General features: G+C 59.0%; 12 protein-coding genes and 1 rRNA gene. 10 read left to right on the forward strand and 3 right to left on the reverse strand.

Annotated features, from left to right (window positions below):
- The first annotated feature begins 2 nt into the window (after positions 1 to 2).
- From rrf to GTP27_RS22595, 3 genes are all read left to right on the forward strand, one after another.
- Positions 3 to 115: ribosomal RNA gene (gene rrf, locus GTP27_RS22585) — 5S ribosomal RNA — on the forward strand.
- 216 nt (positions 116 to 331) lie between these two features.
- A complete protein-coding gene (gene pedF, locus GTP27_RS22590; protein WP_161041350.1) occupies positions 332 to 805 on the forward strand; it encodes a cytochrome c-550 PedF in 474 nt (157 codons plus the stop codon).
- A gap of 12 nt (positions 806 to 817) precedes the next feature.
- Positions 818 to 1,651: a substrate-binding periplasmic protein gene (locus tag GTP27_RS22595; RefSeq protein WP_161041351.1), complete on the forward strand. Its 834-nt coding sequence runs from the start codon at positions 818 to 820 to the stop codon at positions 1,649 to 1,651.
- A gap of 108 nt (positions 1,652 to 1,759) precedes the next feature.
- On the opposite strand, the gene GTP27_RS22600 is transcribed toward GTP27_RS22595, so the two are convergent.
- The gene (locus GTP27_RS22600; protein ID WP_161041352.1) at positions 1,760 to 3,871 is read right to left on the reverse strand and encodes a TonB-dependent receptor family protein; all 2,112 of its coding nucleotides are present in this window, start codon (positions 3,869 to 3,871) and stop codon (positions 1,760 to 1,762) included.
- Between the two features lie 149 nt (positions 3,872 to 4,020).
- On the opposite strand from GTP27_RS22600, the gene GTP27_RS22605 reads away from it, so the two are divergent.
- From GTP27_RS22605 to GTP27_RS22635, 7 genes are all read left to right on the forward strand, one after another.
- Positions 4,021 to 4,962 (forward strand): beta-propeller fold lactonase family protein, encoded by a 942-nt coding sequence (locus GTP27_RS22605; RefSeq protein WP_371865983.1) that lies wholly within the window; start codon positions 4,021 to 4,023, stop codon positions 4,960 to 4,962.
- 216 nt (positions 4,963 to 5,178) lie between these two features.
- The gene (adh, locus tag GTP27_RS22610; protein ID WP_155436862.1) at positions 5,179 to 6,699 is read left to right on the forward strand and encodes an aldehyde dehydrogenase; all 1,521 of its coding nucleotides are present in this window, start codon (positions 5,179 to 5,181) and stop codon (positions 6,697 to 6,699) included.
- Positions 6,700 to 6,701: 2 nt separating this feature from the next.
- Positions 6,702 to 7,073, forward strand: coding sequence for a DUF779 domain-containing protein (locus GTP27_RS22615; protein ID WP_161041354.1), 372 nt, complete (start codon positions 6,702 to 6,704; stop codon positions 7,071 to 7,073).
- 67 nt (positions 7,074 to 7,140) lie between these two features.
- Entirely contained in the window at positions 7,141 to 8,850 is a 1,710-nt protein-coding gene (locus GTP27_RS22620) for a PQQ-dependent methanol/ethanol family dehydrogenase (protein WP_202417017.1), read from the forward strand.
- 254 nt (positions 8,851 to 9,104) lie between these two features.
- Positions 9,105 to 10,259: a porin family protein gene (locus tag GTP27_RS22625; protein ID WP_202417016.1), complete on the forward strand. Its 1,155-nt coding sequence runs from the start codon at positions 9,105 to 9,107 to the stop codon at positions 10,257 to 10,259.
- Positions 10,259 to 12,406, forward strand: coding sequence for a 4Fe-4S binding protein (locus GTP27_RS22630; protein WP_229634291.1), 2,148 nt, complete (start codon positions 10,259 to 10,261; stop codon positions 12,404 to 12,406). Before GTP27_RS22625 ends, GTP27_RS22630 begins: the two co-directional genes overlap by 1 nt.
- On the forward strand, positions 12,403 to 13,383 hold the full coding sequence (locus GTP27_RS22635; RefSeq protein ID WP_161041355.1) for an FAD:protein FMN transferase: 981 nt from the start codon (positions 12,403 to 12,405) through the stop codon (positions 13,381 to 13,383). The genes GTP27_RS22630 and GTP27_RS22635 overlap by 4 nt, the downstream gene beginning before the upstream one ends.
- Positions 13,384 to 13,389: 6 nt before the next feature.
- On the opposite strand, the gene GTP27_RS22640 is transcribed toward GTP27_RS22635, so the two are convergent.
- On the reverse strand, positions 13,390 to 15,345 hold the full coding sequence (locus GTP27_RS22640) for a sigma-54-dependent Fis family transcriptional regulator (protein WP_161041356.1): 1,956 nt from the start codon (positions 15,343 to 15,345) through the stop codon (positions 13,390 to 13,392).
- 113 nt (positions 15,346 to 15,458) lie between these two features.
- Positions 15,459 to 15,645, reverse strand: a 187-nt coding sequence (locus GTP27_RS23920; protein ID WP_229634293.1) for a hypothetical protein, incomplete at its 5' end; no start/stop codon positions are given.

The following is a 15,645-nucleotide window of genomic DNA, read 5'->3' on the forward strand; positions in this document are numbered from 1 at the left end:
AGCTTGATGACCATAGCAAGTTGGTCCCACCCCTTCCCATCCCGAACAGGACCGTGAAACAACTCTGCGCCGATGATAGTGCTGCAACCAGTGTGAAAGTAGGTTATCGTCAAGCTAGTTATTAAGAAAAACCCCCTTCAGCCTTAGGCCGTTGGGGGTTTTTTGCTTTTGCAGCTGTCTTTTTACCTGTGAAAAATTGATCTATCACAGGCATGGAGACTGTCACAGCTGTTTCAGATTGGAGCAATCAGACGTTCGGAGACTGGGGAAATGGCTTGGCACGGCGTTTGCTCTATGACTGTTATTCTTAAAACAGTCAGGAGACTTCACCATGAAAAGCACCATCCGCACTTTCGCCGCAGCCCTCATCGCCAGCTCGGCTCTGTTCGCCCTAAACGCCTCGGCCCACGGTAACGTCGTGCCACAATCCGTGGATACTACCGGTCTGCCTCCGGTCGGCGACAAATGGGCCGAGCAGAATCCTTACCGCGGCAACAAGCTGGCTCTCAAGATCGGTGCCTCGGCCTACAACCAGAACTGCGCTCGCTGCCATGGCCTGGAAGCTGTCACTGGTGGTATTGCGCCCGATCTGCGCATGCTGGACCGCGACTGCATGGACGTGAAAAACGACAGTAAGAAAAAGGCCTGCTTCAAGGAGATCGACAACTACTTCCTGACTTCCATCCGTAACGGCAAAGTGCGCAACGGCGCTGTCTACATGCCACCGTTCGAAGGCGTATTCAATCAGGAAGCCATGTGGGCCATCAAGACCTATCTGGAAGCCCGTCGCGACGCTAGCAACTAATCGGAGCCTGCCATGCTGAACTCTACTTTGCGTAAGCTGGGACGGGTATTACTGGCAGCGGGTGTGTGCGGCAGCGTGGCGCTGCCGGCACATGCGGACTGGGACAAGATCCACCAGTCCGGCACGCTGAAAGTGGCCGTGTACGAACAGTTCGCGCCGTTTTCGGACCGGAATGCTGGCATCGATGTGGAACTGGCCCAAGCCTTGTCTGCCAAGCTGGGTTTGAAACTTAAGCTGTTGCCATTCCCGGCAGGGGAGAATCTTGGCGATGACTTGCGCAATATGGTGTGGAAGGGCCACTACCTTGGCTATGGCCCTGCCGACGTGCTGCTGCACGTGCCGGTGGAACCGCAGCTGATGAACGATAATGGTAAGGTGAGCATCTTCGCCCCTTACCATGTGGAGACGGTAAGGCTGGTACGTAGCGCTCGCACCATGCCGCAGTTCGACGGGATTGAGTCGCTGGCCGGCAAGACCATAGGCGTCGAGAAGGTATCGATCGCCGGCATGGTGTTGCTGGGCGAGGGCAACGGCCGCTTCCGCGACAAAGTGCGTATTTTCGAAACAGCAGGTGAAGCGCTGACCGCCCTGAAAGCGGGGGAGCTCGATGCGGTGCTGGCTAACCGCTCGGAGATTGAAGCAACGTTCCGCGATGATCCGGCCTTCCCGCTGAACGAAGTGGCGTTCCAGCGTCTGCCGCGTGCCGGCTGGGCAGTTGGTATGGCCGTGCGCAAAGAAGATCAAGACGTGGCTCGCATGTTGCAGCAGGCCGTAAACGAACTACGCGCCAGTGGTGAATTGCAGGCGATCTTTGCGCGGCACGGCGTGCACGAACAGATGCCCTGAACCGCAGCCATACAGCGCAGTCTTCCTACTGCAGCGTAACAATCCCCCAAAACAGAGCGCCACCTTGAAGGTGGCGCTCTGTCTTTCCTGCTGCTTTAGAACCGATACTTAGAACTGATACTGCGCACTTGCACCCATCAGCCAGTTGCGCGTCGGTGCTGCTTCGTAATAGCGCTTGTTACTGTCGCCGACAATCACCGAACCCACATACTGACGGTCCAGCAGATTATTCAGACGCACAAACTGCTTGAACTGCCAGCCGTGCCAATGCTGGCTGCTACCGATGCGGGCGTTGAGGACTGCATAGCCGGGTGCTGCCTGATCGGCGTTGGCGTCGTCGGCGTAGATACGACTCGATGCGATTGCTTCAACTGCGGCGCTGAACAGACCCGAGCTATCTTTCCATGCGAGGTCTGCATAGCCATTCGCGTTCGGCACGCCAGGCAGGCGGCTGCCTTTGAGCACGCTGCCAAAGCCTTCGTCATAGATGGCGCGCAGGCTGGTCAGCGCTACATGGCTGCTGAAGCCGTAACGCCAGCTGGTATCGAGCGCCAGTTCGCCCCCCTGGCGTAGCGTGCGGCCTGCGTTGCGGTAGCTGGTACGGCCGCCGCTGCTGCTATCGACGACTAGTTCGTCCGTGGTGCGGATCTGGAACACGGCAGCATTGAGGCGCGTGTCGTCGCCGCTACGTAGTTTGATGCCTGCTTCAAGATGTTTGCTGTGTGCAGGCTGCAGGTGGAAGTTAAAGCCGCCGCCTGTGCCGGAGTAGAACAGTTCGTTGAGGGTAGGTGTCTCAAAACCGCGCGCTGCGCTGGCGTAGGCATGCAGAGCTGGCGTAAATTTGTACAGTACTCCCGCCACCGGCGTGGTGTGGCTATAGGAGAGCGCACCGCTGTCGTTGCCATTGGCGAGGTAATGGTCATCCACCGAGATGCGCACGCTGCTATAGCGTAGACCGGCACTGAGCATCCACGGGCCGGATTGCCATTCGGTCTGCAGATATGGCTCGGTGCTGCTGACGTTATCATCTTCCGAACGGCGCAATGCACCTTTGACGCCGAACTGCGTGCCGATGAAGTTTTCGTAGCCGCGCCGGTCATCGCCCGAGTGGCCATATTCCAGTCCGGCGGTGGTGCTCAGAACGCCGTCTGCCAGGCGCGCCACGTGTAGCCAGTTCAGATCCGCACCATAGAAGTTGCGGTCAAAATCGACCACGCCGCCCGAATGGCTGGCCGGTGCCTGAAACGCTTTGGAGAAGGCCTGATACTGGATTACCTGCCGGTTGCCGCCGTAGGTACTCAGGTGCAGACGGTCTTCGCCAAACTGCTGTTCCCAGTTTGCACCGATCTGCTGGTGATCGATACTCTTGCGGGTGTTGTACCTGTCGGCCAGTGTGCGCTTGGGTGTCTGGGTATCGGTGGTATCGATCTCGCCCGCACGGGGATCACGCTGATAGGTGGCCCATGTAACACCAAGTGCATCCTGGGTGTCACCCTGATGCAGTCCATTGGCGATGATGGTCAGCACGGCATGGTCGAGTGGCTTGAGTGTCAGCTTGGCCGCAGCCTGATCGCGTTTGGCCGCGCTGTGGGCGCGATAGCCATCCGTCTCGAAACGTGAAGCATCGAGTACGTAACCGACGCTGCCTTGCTGTCCCTGTGCGTTGAGGTCCAGCTTGTGGCTGCCGTAACTGCCTGCGGTTACCGTAGTCTCTACGCTGGGCGAGCCTTCGCCATCACGCGTGAACAGCTGGATGACGCCGCCCGAGTGATTGCCATAGATGGCGGAGAAGGGGCCGCGCAGCACTTCGATGCGTTCTGCCAGGTCGAGATTGAAAGTAGCCGCCTGCCCCTGACCGTCGGGCATGCTGGCAGGGATACCGTCGGCGATCAGACGCACGCCACGCACGCCAAAGGCGGAACGGGCGCCGAAGCCGCGCGAGGATATCTGCAGGTCCTGCGCGTAATTCTGGCGGTTCTGCGCCACCAGTCCCGGCACGGCAGACAGCGCTTCCGAAGCGTTGACGCGCGCCTGCGCTGAGCGGATACGCTGGCCATCCACCACATCGATCGCTGCGGGCATGTCGAAAATGGTGTGACCGACGCGGGTGGCGCTGACAACCACGGTGTCGATCGGCGCGCTGCCTTCGTCGGCGGCGCAGGCAACGCCACCGAGCGCAAAGAGCGCTGCGACGGCGTTGAGGCGGTAGTGCTGTTTCATGTTGTCTCCGTTCTGGTGAGTGTTATACCAGACATATAAGCAATATGTTTGCCATCTCTGTAGCGCTCCATGCCGATCGGTGGCACGGCGTTTGCACTATGGGTCGCATACGCGCGCGATCCCGCGCGCGAACGACGAAAGGCAAACCTGTGAAAACTCCCATTCTGCTGCTCTCCCTGCTGACCTCACTGGCCCTTCCCGCACTGGCGGCGCCGCTGGCCTATGTACCCAACGAGAAGTCCGGCAACGTCAGCGTGATCGATACGTCGACCGATACGGTGCTGCGCCAGATCGCTGCCGGTAAGCGCCCGCGCGGCATCGCCATCGATCCGGCAGGCAGCCGCCTGTATGTGACGGATGCTGTTGCCAACGAATTGCTGGTGCTCGATACCGCCAGCGGCACGACGCTACGCCGCATAGCACTGGGTAAGTCGCCTGAAGGCGTGAACGTGTCGCGTGATGGCCGTCTGGTTGCGGTGGCGGTTGAGGAGAGCAATAGCGTGGCCCTGATCGACACAGAACAACTGCGTGTCATCGCTGATATTCCCGTGCGGGGCAAGAATCCCGAGCATGCCGTGTTCAGTCCGGACGGGCGCTGGCTGCTGGTCAGTGCCGAAGAAGCCGAGCAGGTGGACGTGATCGATGTGGCGGCAAGGCGGCAGAGCGGCAGCGTAGCCGTGGGGCTGCGCCCGCGCGGCATGGGTTTCACGCCCGATGGCAGCCGTGCCTATATCGCTTGCGAACTCGCCAATGCCGTGTATGTGGTGGAGATGGCGACGCTCAGGCAGATCGCGCGCATCCCCGCAGGGAAAAACGCTAACGGCATCGCGGTTCATCCTTCGGGCGAGAAGGTATTTGTCTCTAACGGTATAGATGCGACGGTAATGGTGATCGATACAGCCACCCAGCAGGTGAGCGCTACGGTGGCAGTGGGGAAGCGCCCGTGGAATATGGCCCTAACCCCCGATGGCGCCAAGCTGTATGTAGCCAATGGCCGGGCCAATAGCGTCTCCGTGATCGATACCGCTAGTGCAGCCAAACGTAGCGACATCAGCGTCGGCGAATTGCCATGGGGTGTGGTGATCCACTGAATTCCTGCTCCATGTGCTGTTACACCTGTTCCAAAGCTGAACAGCTGTAACAGTGTGCTAGCCCTGTAATCAGACCGTTTACCTCGTTTTCCCTAGGCCGTAGCAGTGATGAAGCAATAGCAGCGCGAGCTGGCACGGTGTTTGCGAAAAGGAGGATGTGCACTACCCAATGCCGCACTTTGCGGCCTTATATAACCACAGCAGAAAGAGGACGACATGAATCTGGCAGACATCAGCAAACTGGGCGTAGCTAATCCTTTCAAAGCACGCTATGACAACTACATCGGCGGCAAATTCGTCGCCCCTGTTAAAGGCGAGTACTTCGCCAACGTAACTCCGATCACCGGCCAGCCGTTCTGCGAAGTGGCTCGTTCCACCGCAGAAGACGTGGAACTGGCCCTCGACGCTGCGCACGCAGCCAAAGAAGCCTGGGGTAAAACCTCGCCGGCCGAACGCGCCAATATCCTGAACAAGATGGCTGACCGCATGGAAGCCAATCTGCAGCTGATTGCCACCGCTGAAACCATCGACAACGGTAAGCCTATCCGCGAAACCATGGCTGCCGACATCCCGCTGGCGATCGACCACTTCCGCTACTTCGCCGGTTGCATCCGTTCGCAGGAAGGTTCCGTTGCCCAGATTGATTCCGAAACCTATGCCTACCACTTCCATGAGCCGCTGGGCGTCGTTGGCCAGATCATCCCCTGGAACTTCCCTATCCTGATGGCAGTGTGGAAGCTGGCGCCGGCACTGGCAGCCGGTAACTGCATCGTGCTGAAACCAGCCGAACAGACGCCTGCTTCGATCATGGTGCTGCTGGAAGTGATAGCCGATCTGCTGCCACCGGGCGTGCTGAACGTGGTCAACGGCTTCGGTCTGGAAGCTGGTAAGCCGCTGGCTTCGAGCAAGCGTATCGCCAAGATCGCCTTCACCGGTGAAACCGGCACCGGCCGCCTGATCATGCAATACGCTGCACAGAACCTGATTCCGGTAACGCTGGAACTGGGCGGCAAATCGCCTAACATCTTCTTCGAAGACGTGATGGATGCTGACGACGCCTTCTTCGACAAATGCCTGGAAGGTTTTGCCATGTTCGCGCTGAATCAGGGCGAAGTCTGCACCTGCCCATCGCGCGTGCTGATTCAGGAATCCATCTACGAGAAATTCATCGAGCGCGCACTCAAGCGCGTGGCGGCCATCAAGCAGGGCAACCCGCTCGATTCGAGCACGATGATCGGTGCACAGGCATCGCATGAACAGCTGGAAAAAATCCTGTCCTACATGGACATCGGCAAACAGGAAGGCGCACAGCTGCTGGCTGGTGGCGAGCGCAATGTGCAGGGCGGCGATCTGGGCGGCGGCTACTACGTGCGTCCTACCGTCTTCAAAGGCGACAACAGCATGCGCATCTTCCAGGAAGAGATTTTTGGACCGGTGGTGTCGGTCACCACCTTCAAGGACGAAGCTGACGCACTGCGCATCGCTAACGATACGCTGTACGGTCTGGGCGCCGGTCTGTGGACCCGTGATGGCAGCCGCGCCTTCCGCGTAGGCCGCGCCATTCAGGCTGGCCGTGTGTGGACCAACTGCTACCACCTGTACCCAGCCCATGCTGCGTTCGGCGGCTACAAGCAGTCGGGTATCGGTCGCGAAAATCACAAAATGATGCTCGACCACTACCAGCAAACCAAGAATCTGCTGGTGAGCTACAACCCTAACGCACTGGGCTTCTTCTAATCATGGACCACATCATCGCCCGTGTGACGGCCACGCCAGCCGCACTCGATCTAGTCGCAGCATTGCGTAGCCGTCACGGGCCGGTGATGTTCTTCCAGTCTGGCGGCTGCTGTGATGGCAGCACGCCGATGTGCTACCCGCTGGGCGAATTCGACGTCAGCGATACCGATGTCTACCTCGGTCATCTGGACGGTGCCGCGTTCTATATGGGACGCGAGCAGTTCGAATACTGGGAGCACACGCAACTGATTATCGATGTCGTCGCAGGGAACGGCGGCATGTTCTCGCTCGATAACGGGACGGGCTGGCGGTTTATCACCCGCTCGCGCCTGTTCAGCGACGAAGAGCTTGCAGTACTCGGCTCGGCAGCATAGCAGCACATTACAACCATAAAATCCGGAGATCAAAGTGCAGAAAATTGTCATCGCATCGCTGGCGGGGATGTCCTTCCTGACGCTGGCCCATGGTACCGAAGTTACTTCGGCCATGCTCAAAAACGCCGCTACCGACACCAGCAACGTGCTGTCGTTCGGTATCGGTTCGGAAGGTCAGCGTTATTCGCCATTAACGCAGGTGAACAGCAAGAACGTGTCCAAGCTGGTGCCGGCATGGTCGTTCTCGTTTGGCGGCGAAAAGCAGCGCGGCCAGGAATCGCAGCCGGTTATCCACAACGGCAAAATGTTCGTCACGGCGTCGTATTCGCGTATCTTCGCCATCGACATGAAGACGGGTCAGAAGCTCTGGAAGTATGAGCACCGTCTGCCAGACGGCATCATGCCTTGCTGCGATGTGGTGAACCGTGGCGCTGCACTGTTCGGCAATCTGGTGATTTTCGGTACGCTCGATGCGCAGCTGGTGGCACTGAATCAGGATACCGGTAAAGTTGTGTGGAAAGAGAAGATCGATGACTACGCCGCTGGCTACTCGATGACGGCAGCTCCGCTGATCGCCGATGGCGTTCTGCTGACCGGTGTATCGGGCGGCGAGTTCGGTATCGTCGGCCGCGTGGAAGCGCGTAATCCGCTGACCGGCGAACTGCTGTGGACCCGTCCGACGGTGGAAGGCCACATGGGCTACCGTTACGACAAAGATGGCAAGGCCATCGAGAACGGCATCTCCGGCACCCTGAACAAAACCTGGCCGGGCGATCTGTGGAAGACCGGCGGCGCCTCCACCTGGATGGGCGGTACGTATGATGCCAAGACAGGTCTGGCCTACTTCGGCACCGGCAATCCAGCGCCATGGAATAGCCACCTGCGTCCCGGCGACAATCTGTACTCTTCGTCCACCGTGGCACTCGATGTAAAAACCGGCCAGATCAAATGGGCCTACCAGAACACCCCGAATGATTCGTGGGACTTCGATGGCGCGAATGAATTCGTTACCTTCGATATGGATGGCAAGCGCTATGGCGGCAAAGCTGACCGTAACGGCTTCTTCTACGTGATCGACGCGAACAATGGCAAGCTGCAGAACGCTTTCCCGTTCGTGAAGAAAATCACCTGGGCCTCCAGTATCGATCTGAAAACTGGCCGTCCTAACTTCATTCCGGCCAATCGTCCGGGCGATCCGACCAAAGGCGAAGAAGGCAAGAAAGGCAGCACCGTGTTCGCTGCTCCGGCCTTCCTCGGCGCGAAGAACCAGATGCCGATGGCCTACAGCCAGCAGACCGGCCTGTTCTACGTGCCTGCCAACGAATGGGGTATGGATATCTGGAACGAGCCTATTAGCTATAAGAAAGGCGGCGCCTATCTGGGCGCGGGCTTCACTATCCGTCCGCTGTTCGACGATTACATCGGCGCGCTGCGCGCTATCGATCCCAAGACCGGCAAGATCGTATGGGAAGTCAAAAACACCGCTCCGCTGTGGGGTGGCGTAATGAGCACCGCCGGTGGTCTGGTGTTCTACGGTACGCCTGAAGGTTTCCTGAAAGCGGTCGATGCCAAAACAGGTAAAGAACTGTGGAAGTTCCAGACCGGCTCGGGCGTGGTTGCACCTCCTGTGACCTGGCAGGATGGCGACACCCAGTACGTGGCCGTGGTGTCGGGCTGGGGTGGCGCGGTACCTCTGTGGGGTGGCGAAGTGGCGAAAAAAGTCAACTTCCTCGAGCAGGGCGGTTCGGTATGGGTATTTAAGTTGTCCTCCAAGTAGTCGGTAGTTTCGGGTACGTTTTGCGGCGGCTTCGGCCGCCGTTTTTTTTGCACAAATGCTGTAGCTGCGGGCTTTGTGCTGCAGGCGTAGCGATCAAATTCTGAACAGTGTGCTGTGGCGCTGATCCGTAACTGCACAGCTTTTCGATGCAGTCTATGGGTGCTCCCTCTGCTGCAGACTGGGCACGCAAATTGCCATATCCCGTGTACATCGCTTGATGTAGATAACCATTCCAAAAATATCGGGAGACATAAATGAAAAAAGTAATCGTGCTGGGCGCATTGGCTGTTGCAGGTACTCAGGCTGCACAGGCTGTCGATTTCAAGGCAGGTGACTGGAACGTAGCGCTGGGCGGCATCGTCAATGCCTACTACACGCAAGTGTCCTGCAGCGGCGATAGCGTTGGCGGTCTGGCCCTTGGTGGCAAAGGGCTGGGCTGCGGCGGCGAGAACAACCGCACCACCATCGGCAACGGCCTGCTGCCTAACGGGCTGGTGACCTCGGCGACGTCGAAGCAGGGCGACTTCGACGTCAAAGCGCTGATCGGTATCTACAACGCCACGGCTACCGATAGCGCGATTGCTGCCAACTCCGGTGTCGACGTGCGTCAGGCCTACTTCAGCTTCGGTAATGCCGAAATGGGAACGGTGAAACTGGGCCGTGATAACGGCATCTTCGGTGCTAACGCCATCTTCTCAGATATGACGCTGATCGGCTCCGGCGCACCGGTGCAAGCCACCCAGCGCGGCCGTGTAACGCTGGGCCATATCGGCGCTGGCTATAGCTATGTTGGCTACTATGGGCAGATCGCTTATAGCGCGCCCAAATCGTCCAGTGGCGTGGGCTTCGATGCTGCTGTGGTGAGCCCGGTGGCGGATACACCTATTGTCGCAGCGCCGGCTTACTCTGCCAAATCCAGCCCGCAAGTGCAGGCACAGCTGACTTATGCTGCGGATGGACTGAAGGCCTGGGTGGGCGGCAAGTCGCAGAAATTCTCGGCTTCGGCCAGCGGCGCCAAGGATTTCACCATGTCTGCCGTCGAACTGGGCGCAAGCTATCAGGCGGGCGATCTGAACTTGCTGGGCAATGTGCAGAGCGGCACTGGCCTCGGCATTCTGTCCGATGCTGATCAGGGCAATACCAAGACCAAGGCGTATCTGGTGCAGGGCACCTACAAGGTGGCAGAGAAAGTCCGGGTGGGTGTCAACTACGGTATCAGCCGTAACGATACGAATACGGCCGGCACGGGTGGTTTGAAATCGAATGCCAATGTGACGCTGGGTGTGTACTACACGCTCAATAAGGTGATCACGCTGGTAGGGGAAGTGGGTGAAACCCGTTCGAAAGCCTTCACCGGCGGTGAAGCGAAGATGAACGGCGCTTCCTTCGGCGGCATTATCTTCTTCTGATGCGGTCTGCCTTGCTGGGCTTGCGCGTGCCGGACTGGCGCGCGCTGTTCGCTGGCCTGTGTCTGTGCATGGCGGCGTATTGCGCTGCCGTGCCGGCAAAGGCCGGTGTACTTACGCACGCCGAACTGGTGCGGCGTTTCCCTGCGCCGCTCATCGTTGGCGAACGTGACACGGAGCTGCCGGTCTGGCCGCTATTCAAGCAGAATGCCACGGCGACCGAGCTGGTAGGCTATGTGTTCGAGTCCATTGATCTGGCACCGATCCCCGGCTTCGCCGGCGTGCCGCTCAACCTGATGGTGGCGATAGACCCTAAAGGCGTGTTTATCGGTGTGCAGGTGCTATCGCAGCATGAGCCGGTTTTTCTCGACGGCCTGGGCGAGGCGCCTCTGCTGCAGTTTGTGCAGCAGTATAAAGACCTGTCGCTCAAGCAGAATATCAGCATCGCTCAAGGTACGCGCAGCGGCGCACGAGCTGATGCGGCCAATGCCCATATCGACGGCGTGTCCAAAGCCACCGCCTCGGTACGGATCATCAATCAGAGCATACTGGCGGCCGCGCTGAAGGTCTCGCGCAAGAAGCTGGGCTTCGGCGCTGCGCGCGATCCTGACCAGATTGCGCAGGTGCGTGGTGATGTGTTCGAGCCGCGCACATGGCAGCAGCTGTGCGACGATGGACTGGTGCAGCATCTGCGGGTTAGCAACCGCGCGGTGGAGAAGCTGTTCGCGGGTACTGTTGGCGCGGGTCTCGATAGCGTAGCGCTTAACCAGCCGGACGAACTGTTCATCGATCTCTATCTGGCCTATGTTTCAGTGCCCACGATAGGGCGCAGTCTGCTCAAGGAAGGAAGCTGGCGCAAATTGCAGGGCCGCCTTGAAGCGGGGGATCATGCTTTGCTGGTCATGTCGTCGGGACGCTATAGCATTACCGGTGAAGACTTTGTGCCTGGCAGTGTGCCCGACCGTCTGCTGCTAAGGCAGGAGAGGCTGCCTGTCGATATACGTGATCTGGATCTGGATGTGCGCTTTGCACAAGGTGTCCCGGGCTTCGAGAATGTCACGGTATTGCGGGTCATTGCGCAGGCTGGTCTTGATCCGGCTGGCGCGCTGGATTTCGCGCTACCTATCACGCGCAACAAGGGCATAGTTTATCCGGAGCGGATTACGCGTGAGCTGGGCGTGTCGTATCAATTGCCATCGCACCTGTTGATACCGGCGCAGGCCAGTAGCAAGTCATGGCAGGGTATCTGGCGCACTCGCCAGAACGAGCTGGTGCTGCTGGTGGCGGGTCTGCTGGTGCTTGCGGCAGCGCTGCTGATGCAGCGTCACCTGACCAGTGACGCGCGGCGCTTTGTCTGGCTACGCCGCATCTATCTTCTATACACCGTGGGGTTCATCGGGTATTACGCGCAGGGGCAGCTGTCGATAGTGAATATCACCGGTGCCGTACAGGCACTGGTGGCGGGACGTAGTCTCGAATTTCTGCTGTTCGATCCCATGACCGTGACGCTATGGATCTTTGTAGTACTGTCGCTGGTGCTGTGGGGGCGCGGCACCTTCTGCGGCTGGTTGTGTCCCTTCGGCGCGCTGCAAGAGTTCAGCCACCAACTGGCTCGCCTGCTGCGGCTGCCGCAGATAAGGTTGCGTACGCGGCTGGACCGGCAACTCAAGCGCATCAAGTATGTGCTGCTGGCGCTGATACTCAGCAGCGCTTTTTTTGCCACCGAGTGGACTGACCGGCTGGTAGAGTTGGAGCCATTCAAGACAGCAATCACTTTGAATTTTGTGCGCAGCTTGCCGTTCGTGCTCTACGCAGTGGCGTTACTGATGCTTAGCGGTGTAATTTACAAATTCTATTGCCGCTATCTGTGTCCCTTTGGCGGAGCGCTGGCGCTGCTGGGCAAAGTGCGCTGGCTGAACTGGATACCGCGCCGTAGCGAGTGCGGTACGCCGTGCCAGACCTGTCGCCATCGTTGCGACTATCAGGCCATTGCACCTGCCGGGACGATAGAGTACGACGAGTGCTTCCAGTGCATGGATTGCGTGGTGATCTATAACAGTGAACAGAAATGCGCACCGCGCATGCTGGAGCTTAAACGCGCCAATGTGATTCCGATACAGCCTGTCATGAAAGGCGGAGAGAACAAATGAAACGTCGTACCTTTATTGCCAGTGCTGTAGGCAGCATTGCCGGCGTGGCCGGCTGCGTCTGGACGCATGGTGCCACGCTGCATACGGGCGCGGCATTGGCGTTCGGGACTACGATCTCGATATCGGTAGTGCATACCGATGCGGAGCTTGCGGCGCGGGCCATTAGCGATGGTCTGCGCGCAGCGCAGCAGATCGACGCCCTGATGAATATCTACCGCCCCGACAGTCAGGTATTTCAGCTCAACCGGGATGGCTATCTGAATCAGCCCGATAGGCGGCTGTTACAGGTGCTGCAGCAGGGCGCGCAGTTGTCGCAGATGACCGATGGTGCATTCGATGTCACGGTGCAGCCATTGTGGCTGCTGTATTCGCAGGCGGCCAGTGCGGGGCGATTGCCGGATGCAGCGGCGATCCGTCGTGCCCGCTCACTGGTGAACTGGCGCGAGCTGGAAATCCGGCCTGAACAGATACGCTTCCAGCGCACTGGGATGGCGCTGACGCTAAACGGGCTGGCGCAGGGCTATGCGGCCGATCAGGCATTGGCCGCCGTGCAGAAGTACGGCATACGCGACGCCTTGCTCGATACGGGCGAGTTCATCGCCCGCGGCCAGCGCGGAATGCAGCGCCCGTGGACGCTCGGTGTGCGCGATCCCCGCGACGATGGCAAACTGGCAACCACCTTGCGGGCGCAGGGCTGTAGCGTTGCCACTTCAGGCGATTACGAGTGTCTATTTACGCCCGACTACCGGCACCACCACATTTTCGATCCTGCACTGGGCGATTCGCCGCCGGAACTGGCCAGTGTTACGGTACTGGCCCCCAATGCCCTGCTGGCCGACGGCTTGTCGACTGCCTTCATGGTGATGGGATGGGAAAGGGCGCAAGCGCTGGCGGCACGGATGCCGGCAGTAGACCTGCTAGTGATCGATAAGCAGGGGCATAGCCGCTGCTCGGCAGGTTTCCCTGCCGAGGTGTGAGGCGGTTTACTTCAGGTTGGGTACTTTGCGGTAGATGGTATTGCGCGAGACGCCTAGCGCACGTGCTGTTGCCGAGACATTGCCGCCATGGGCCTCCAGTGATTTGAGAATCACGGACTGCTCCATCTCTTCCAGATTGGCGCCGCTTGCCACCATCTGCGCGGGGTCGGGTACCGCCAGTTGCGTGGCGGCTTGTTCTATGTCGTCGAGGAAGTCGTCCGGCATGTGGCGCAGGCAGATCTCGTGTTCGTCGCCTGCCATGACTATGGCGGTGCGCAGCAGATTGGTCAGCTGGCGGAAGTTGCCAGGCCAGCGGTGCTGGCGGAACAGTTGCAGGATTTCCGTCGAAACGTAGTAGCGGCCGTTGTTGGATTCGGTTGCCAGTATCTTCTTGACGACGGTTTCCAGATCGGTGCGTTCGCGCAGCGGCGGCAGTTTTACCACCAGCCCGTTCAGACGATAGTACAAGTCTTCGCGGAACAAGCCCTTAGCGATGCGGTCGCGCAGGTTGTGATTGGTGGCGCAGATCAGCTCTACATTGACGGGGATGGACTTGTCGCTGCCCAGCGGCGTGACCATACGTTCCTGTAGCACGCGCAGCAGGCGGGCCTGCAGGCTAAAAGGCATATCGCCAATCTCGTCTAGGAACAGCGTGCCGCCATTGGCCTGCAGGATTTTGCCGATAGCGCCTTTCTTGCGCGCGCCGGTGAAGGCGCCGTCTTCATAGCCGAACAGCTCCGATTCGATCAGTGTTTCCGGAATCGAAGCACAGTTCACCGCTACAAAGGGGCTCATGGCGCGTGGCGAATCGTTGTGGATGGCTTGTGCCAGCAGTTCCTTGCCGGTGCCCGTTTCGCCCATGATCATGATGGGGATGTCTTTGCCCAGCACGCGCGTGACTTTCTCGATCACCAGCTCCAGCTGCTGGTCGCCAGTGCGCAGGTAGCGCAGACCGGACAGGCGGCGCGCTGTGCTGGCTGCCTGACTGGCGGACATCGGCGCTGGCTGGGCAGCGGGAGTGGAGCGGTCCGTGCTGAGCGACTGCTGGAATACGCTATTCGACAGGCGTAGCTGGGCGCGGCCATACACGCTGACGCCGTTATGCATGCATAGATTGAGCAGGCCGGGCGAAGCGGTGCGGTAGTGGTCAAACAGCGCTGAAACGGGTAAGCCGAACAGCGAGCTGAAAGTATGGGATTGCAGCGCTGCCGTCGAAAGTCCCAGCTGGAACAGGCCATTGCGGTTGGCAGCGAGGAAGCGGCCGCCGGGGCTGAAGGAAGCTATACCTTCCATCAGCGTGCCGATAAACTCGGGGCGGGCGTGGAAACGGATGGTAATGGCATCTTCAAAAGCGGCCGAGAACAGCTGATTCTCGATCATCAGCGCCGACATGCGCACTAGGGCCATGGTGTGCTTGTGGTAGCTGCGCTGGTCGCCCGATACATCGAGTACGCCAATGACATTACCCTGATGGTCGGCGATAGGCGCGGCCGAACAGGTCAGGAAGTGGTTGGCTGACAGGTAGTGCTGGTCCGCGTGCACCAGTGCCGGTGTGCCTTCCGCAATGGCTGTGCCGATTGCGTTGGTGCCGCGGCTCTGTTCCGACCATGCGACGCCCGGCTGCAGCGCGACGCGGCTGGCTTTCTCCAGAAAGTCATCGTCGCCCAGCGAATGCACGATCACGCCTTTGGCATCCGTGAGGATCACCATATTGTGAGTGTTGACGATCTGCTGATACAGCGTTTCCATGGCCGGTACCGCATGGGTGTGCAGCAGCCGGTTTTGCTCGATTAATAGGGAGAGGTCGTTGCGGGCCAGAGGTGCGTAGTCTGGCGCAGACTCGCGGCGCAAGCCATACTGCTGCGAGCGCGAGTGAGATGTTTCGATTATTCGTGGCATATTGTCCGCCCACGCCTTGCTTAGGCGTGTGCTGTTCATATCTGGAGCAGTCTGGTATTCCATAATGGTCTCGTTGTCTCCGGCGGCCGTGATCGGCTCTGTTTTGTATGCCTAGGTGTTCCATAATGTAGCACCTGTGCAAAATGTGAGCAAAAGCTCTTCGTTTAGGCGTTGCTTTAGTATTCAAAGCAAATGAAGTGCCAGCGGAAAATAAGACTGGACGGCAATGGATCTGACTTGCTATAGTTCGCCCCCTCGCAAAACAAGGCGCCCAGCGCTGAGTTAAGCGAGTTGAAAAGTAAGACTTGACGGAATGTTTGAAACGCCTCATAATCTTGCCTCTTCGCTGATGAACACAACGCT

This window comes from Duganella qianjiadongensis, assembly GCF_009857915.1.
Classification (GTDB): Bacteria; Pseudomonadota; Gammaproteobacteria; order Burkholderiales; family Burkholderiaceae_D; genus Rugamonas; species Rugamonas qianjiadongensis.

Excerpts from the sequence above, each read along its gene's own strand:
- pedF (WP_161041350.1), top strand. The coding sequence starts at position 332 with ATGAAAAGCACCATCCGCACTTTCGCCGCAGCCCTCATCGCCAGCTCG.
- GTP27_RS22595 (WP_161041351.1), top strand. The coding sequence starts at position 818 with ATGCTGAACTCTACTTTGCGTAAGCTGGGACGGGTATTACTGGCAGCG.
- GTP27_RS22600 (WP_161041352.1), bottom strand. The coding sequence starts at position 3,871 with ATGAAACAGCACTACCGCCTCAACGCCGTCGCAGCGCTCTTTGCGCTC.
- adh (WP_155436862.1), top strand. The coding sequence starts at position 5,179 with ATGAATCTGGCAGACATCAGCAAACTGGGCGTAGCTAATCCTTTCAAA.
- GTP27_RS22615 (WP_161041354.1), top strand. The coding sequence starts at position 6,702 with ATGGACCACATCATCGCCCGTGTGACGGCCACGCCAGCCGCACTCGAT.
- GTP27_RS22620 (WP_202417017.1), top strand. The coding sequence starts at position 7,141 with ATGTCCTTCCTGACGCTGGCCCATGGTACCGAAGTTACTTCGGCCATG.
- GTP27_RS22625 (WP_202417016.1), top strand. The coding sequence starts at position 9,105 with ATGAAAAAAGTAATCGTGCTGGGCGCATTGGCTGTTGCAGGTACTCAG.
- GTP27_RS22630 (WP_229634291.1), top strand. The coding sequence starts at position 10,259 with ATGCGGTCTGCCTTGCTGGGCTTGCGCGTGCCGGACTGGCGCGCGCTG.
- GTP27_RS22635 (WP_161041355.1), top strand. The coding sequence starts at position 12,403 with ATGAAACGTCGTACCTTTATTGCCAGTGCTGTAGGCAGCATTGCCGGC.
- GTP27_RS22640 (WP_161041356.1), bottom strand. The coding sequence starts at position 15,345 with ATGGAATACCAGACTGCTCCAGATATGAACAGCACACGCCTAAGCAAG.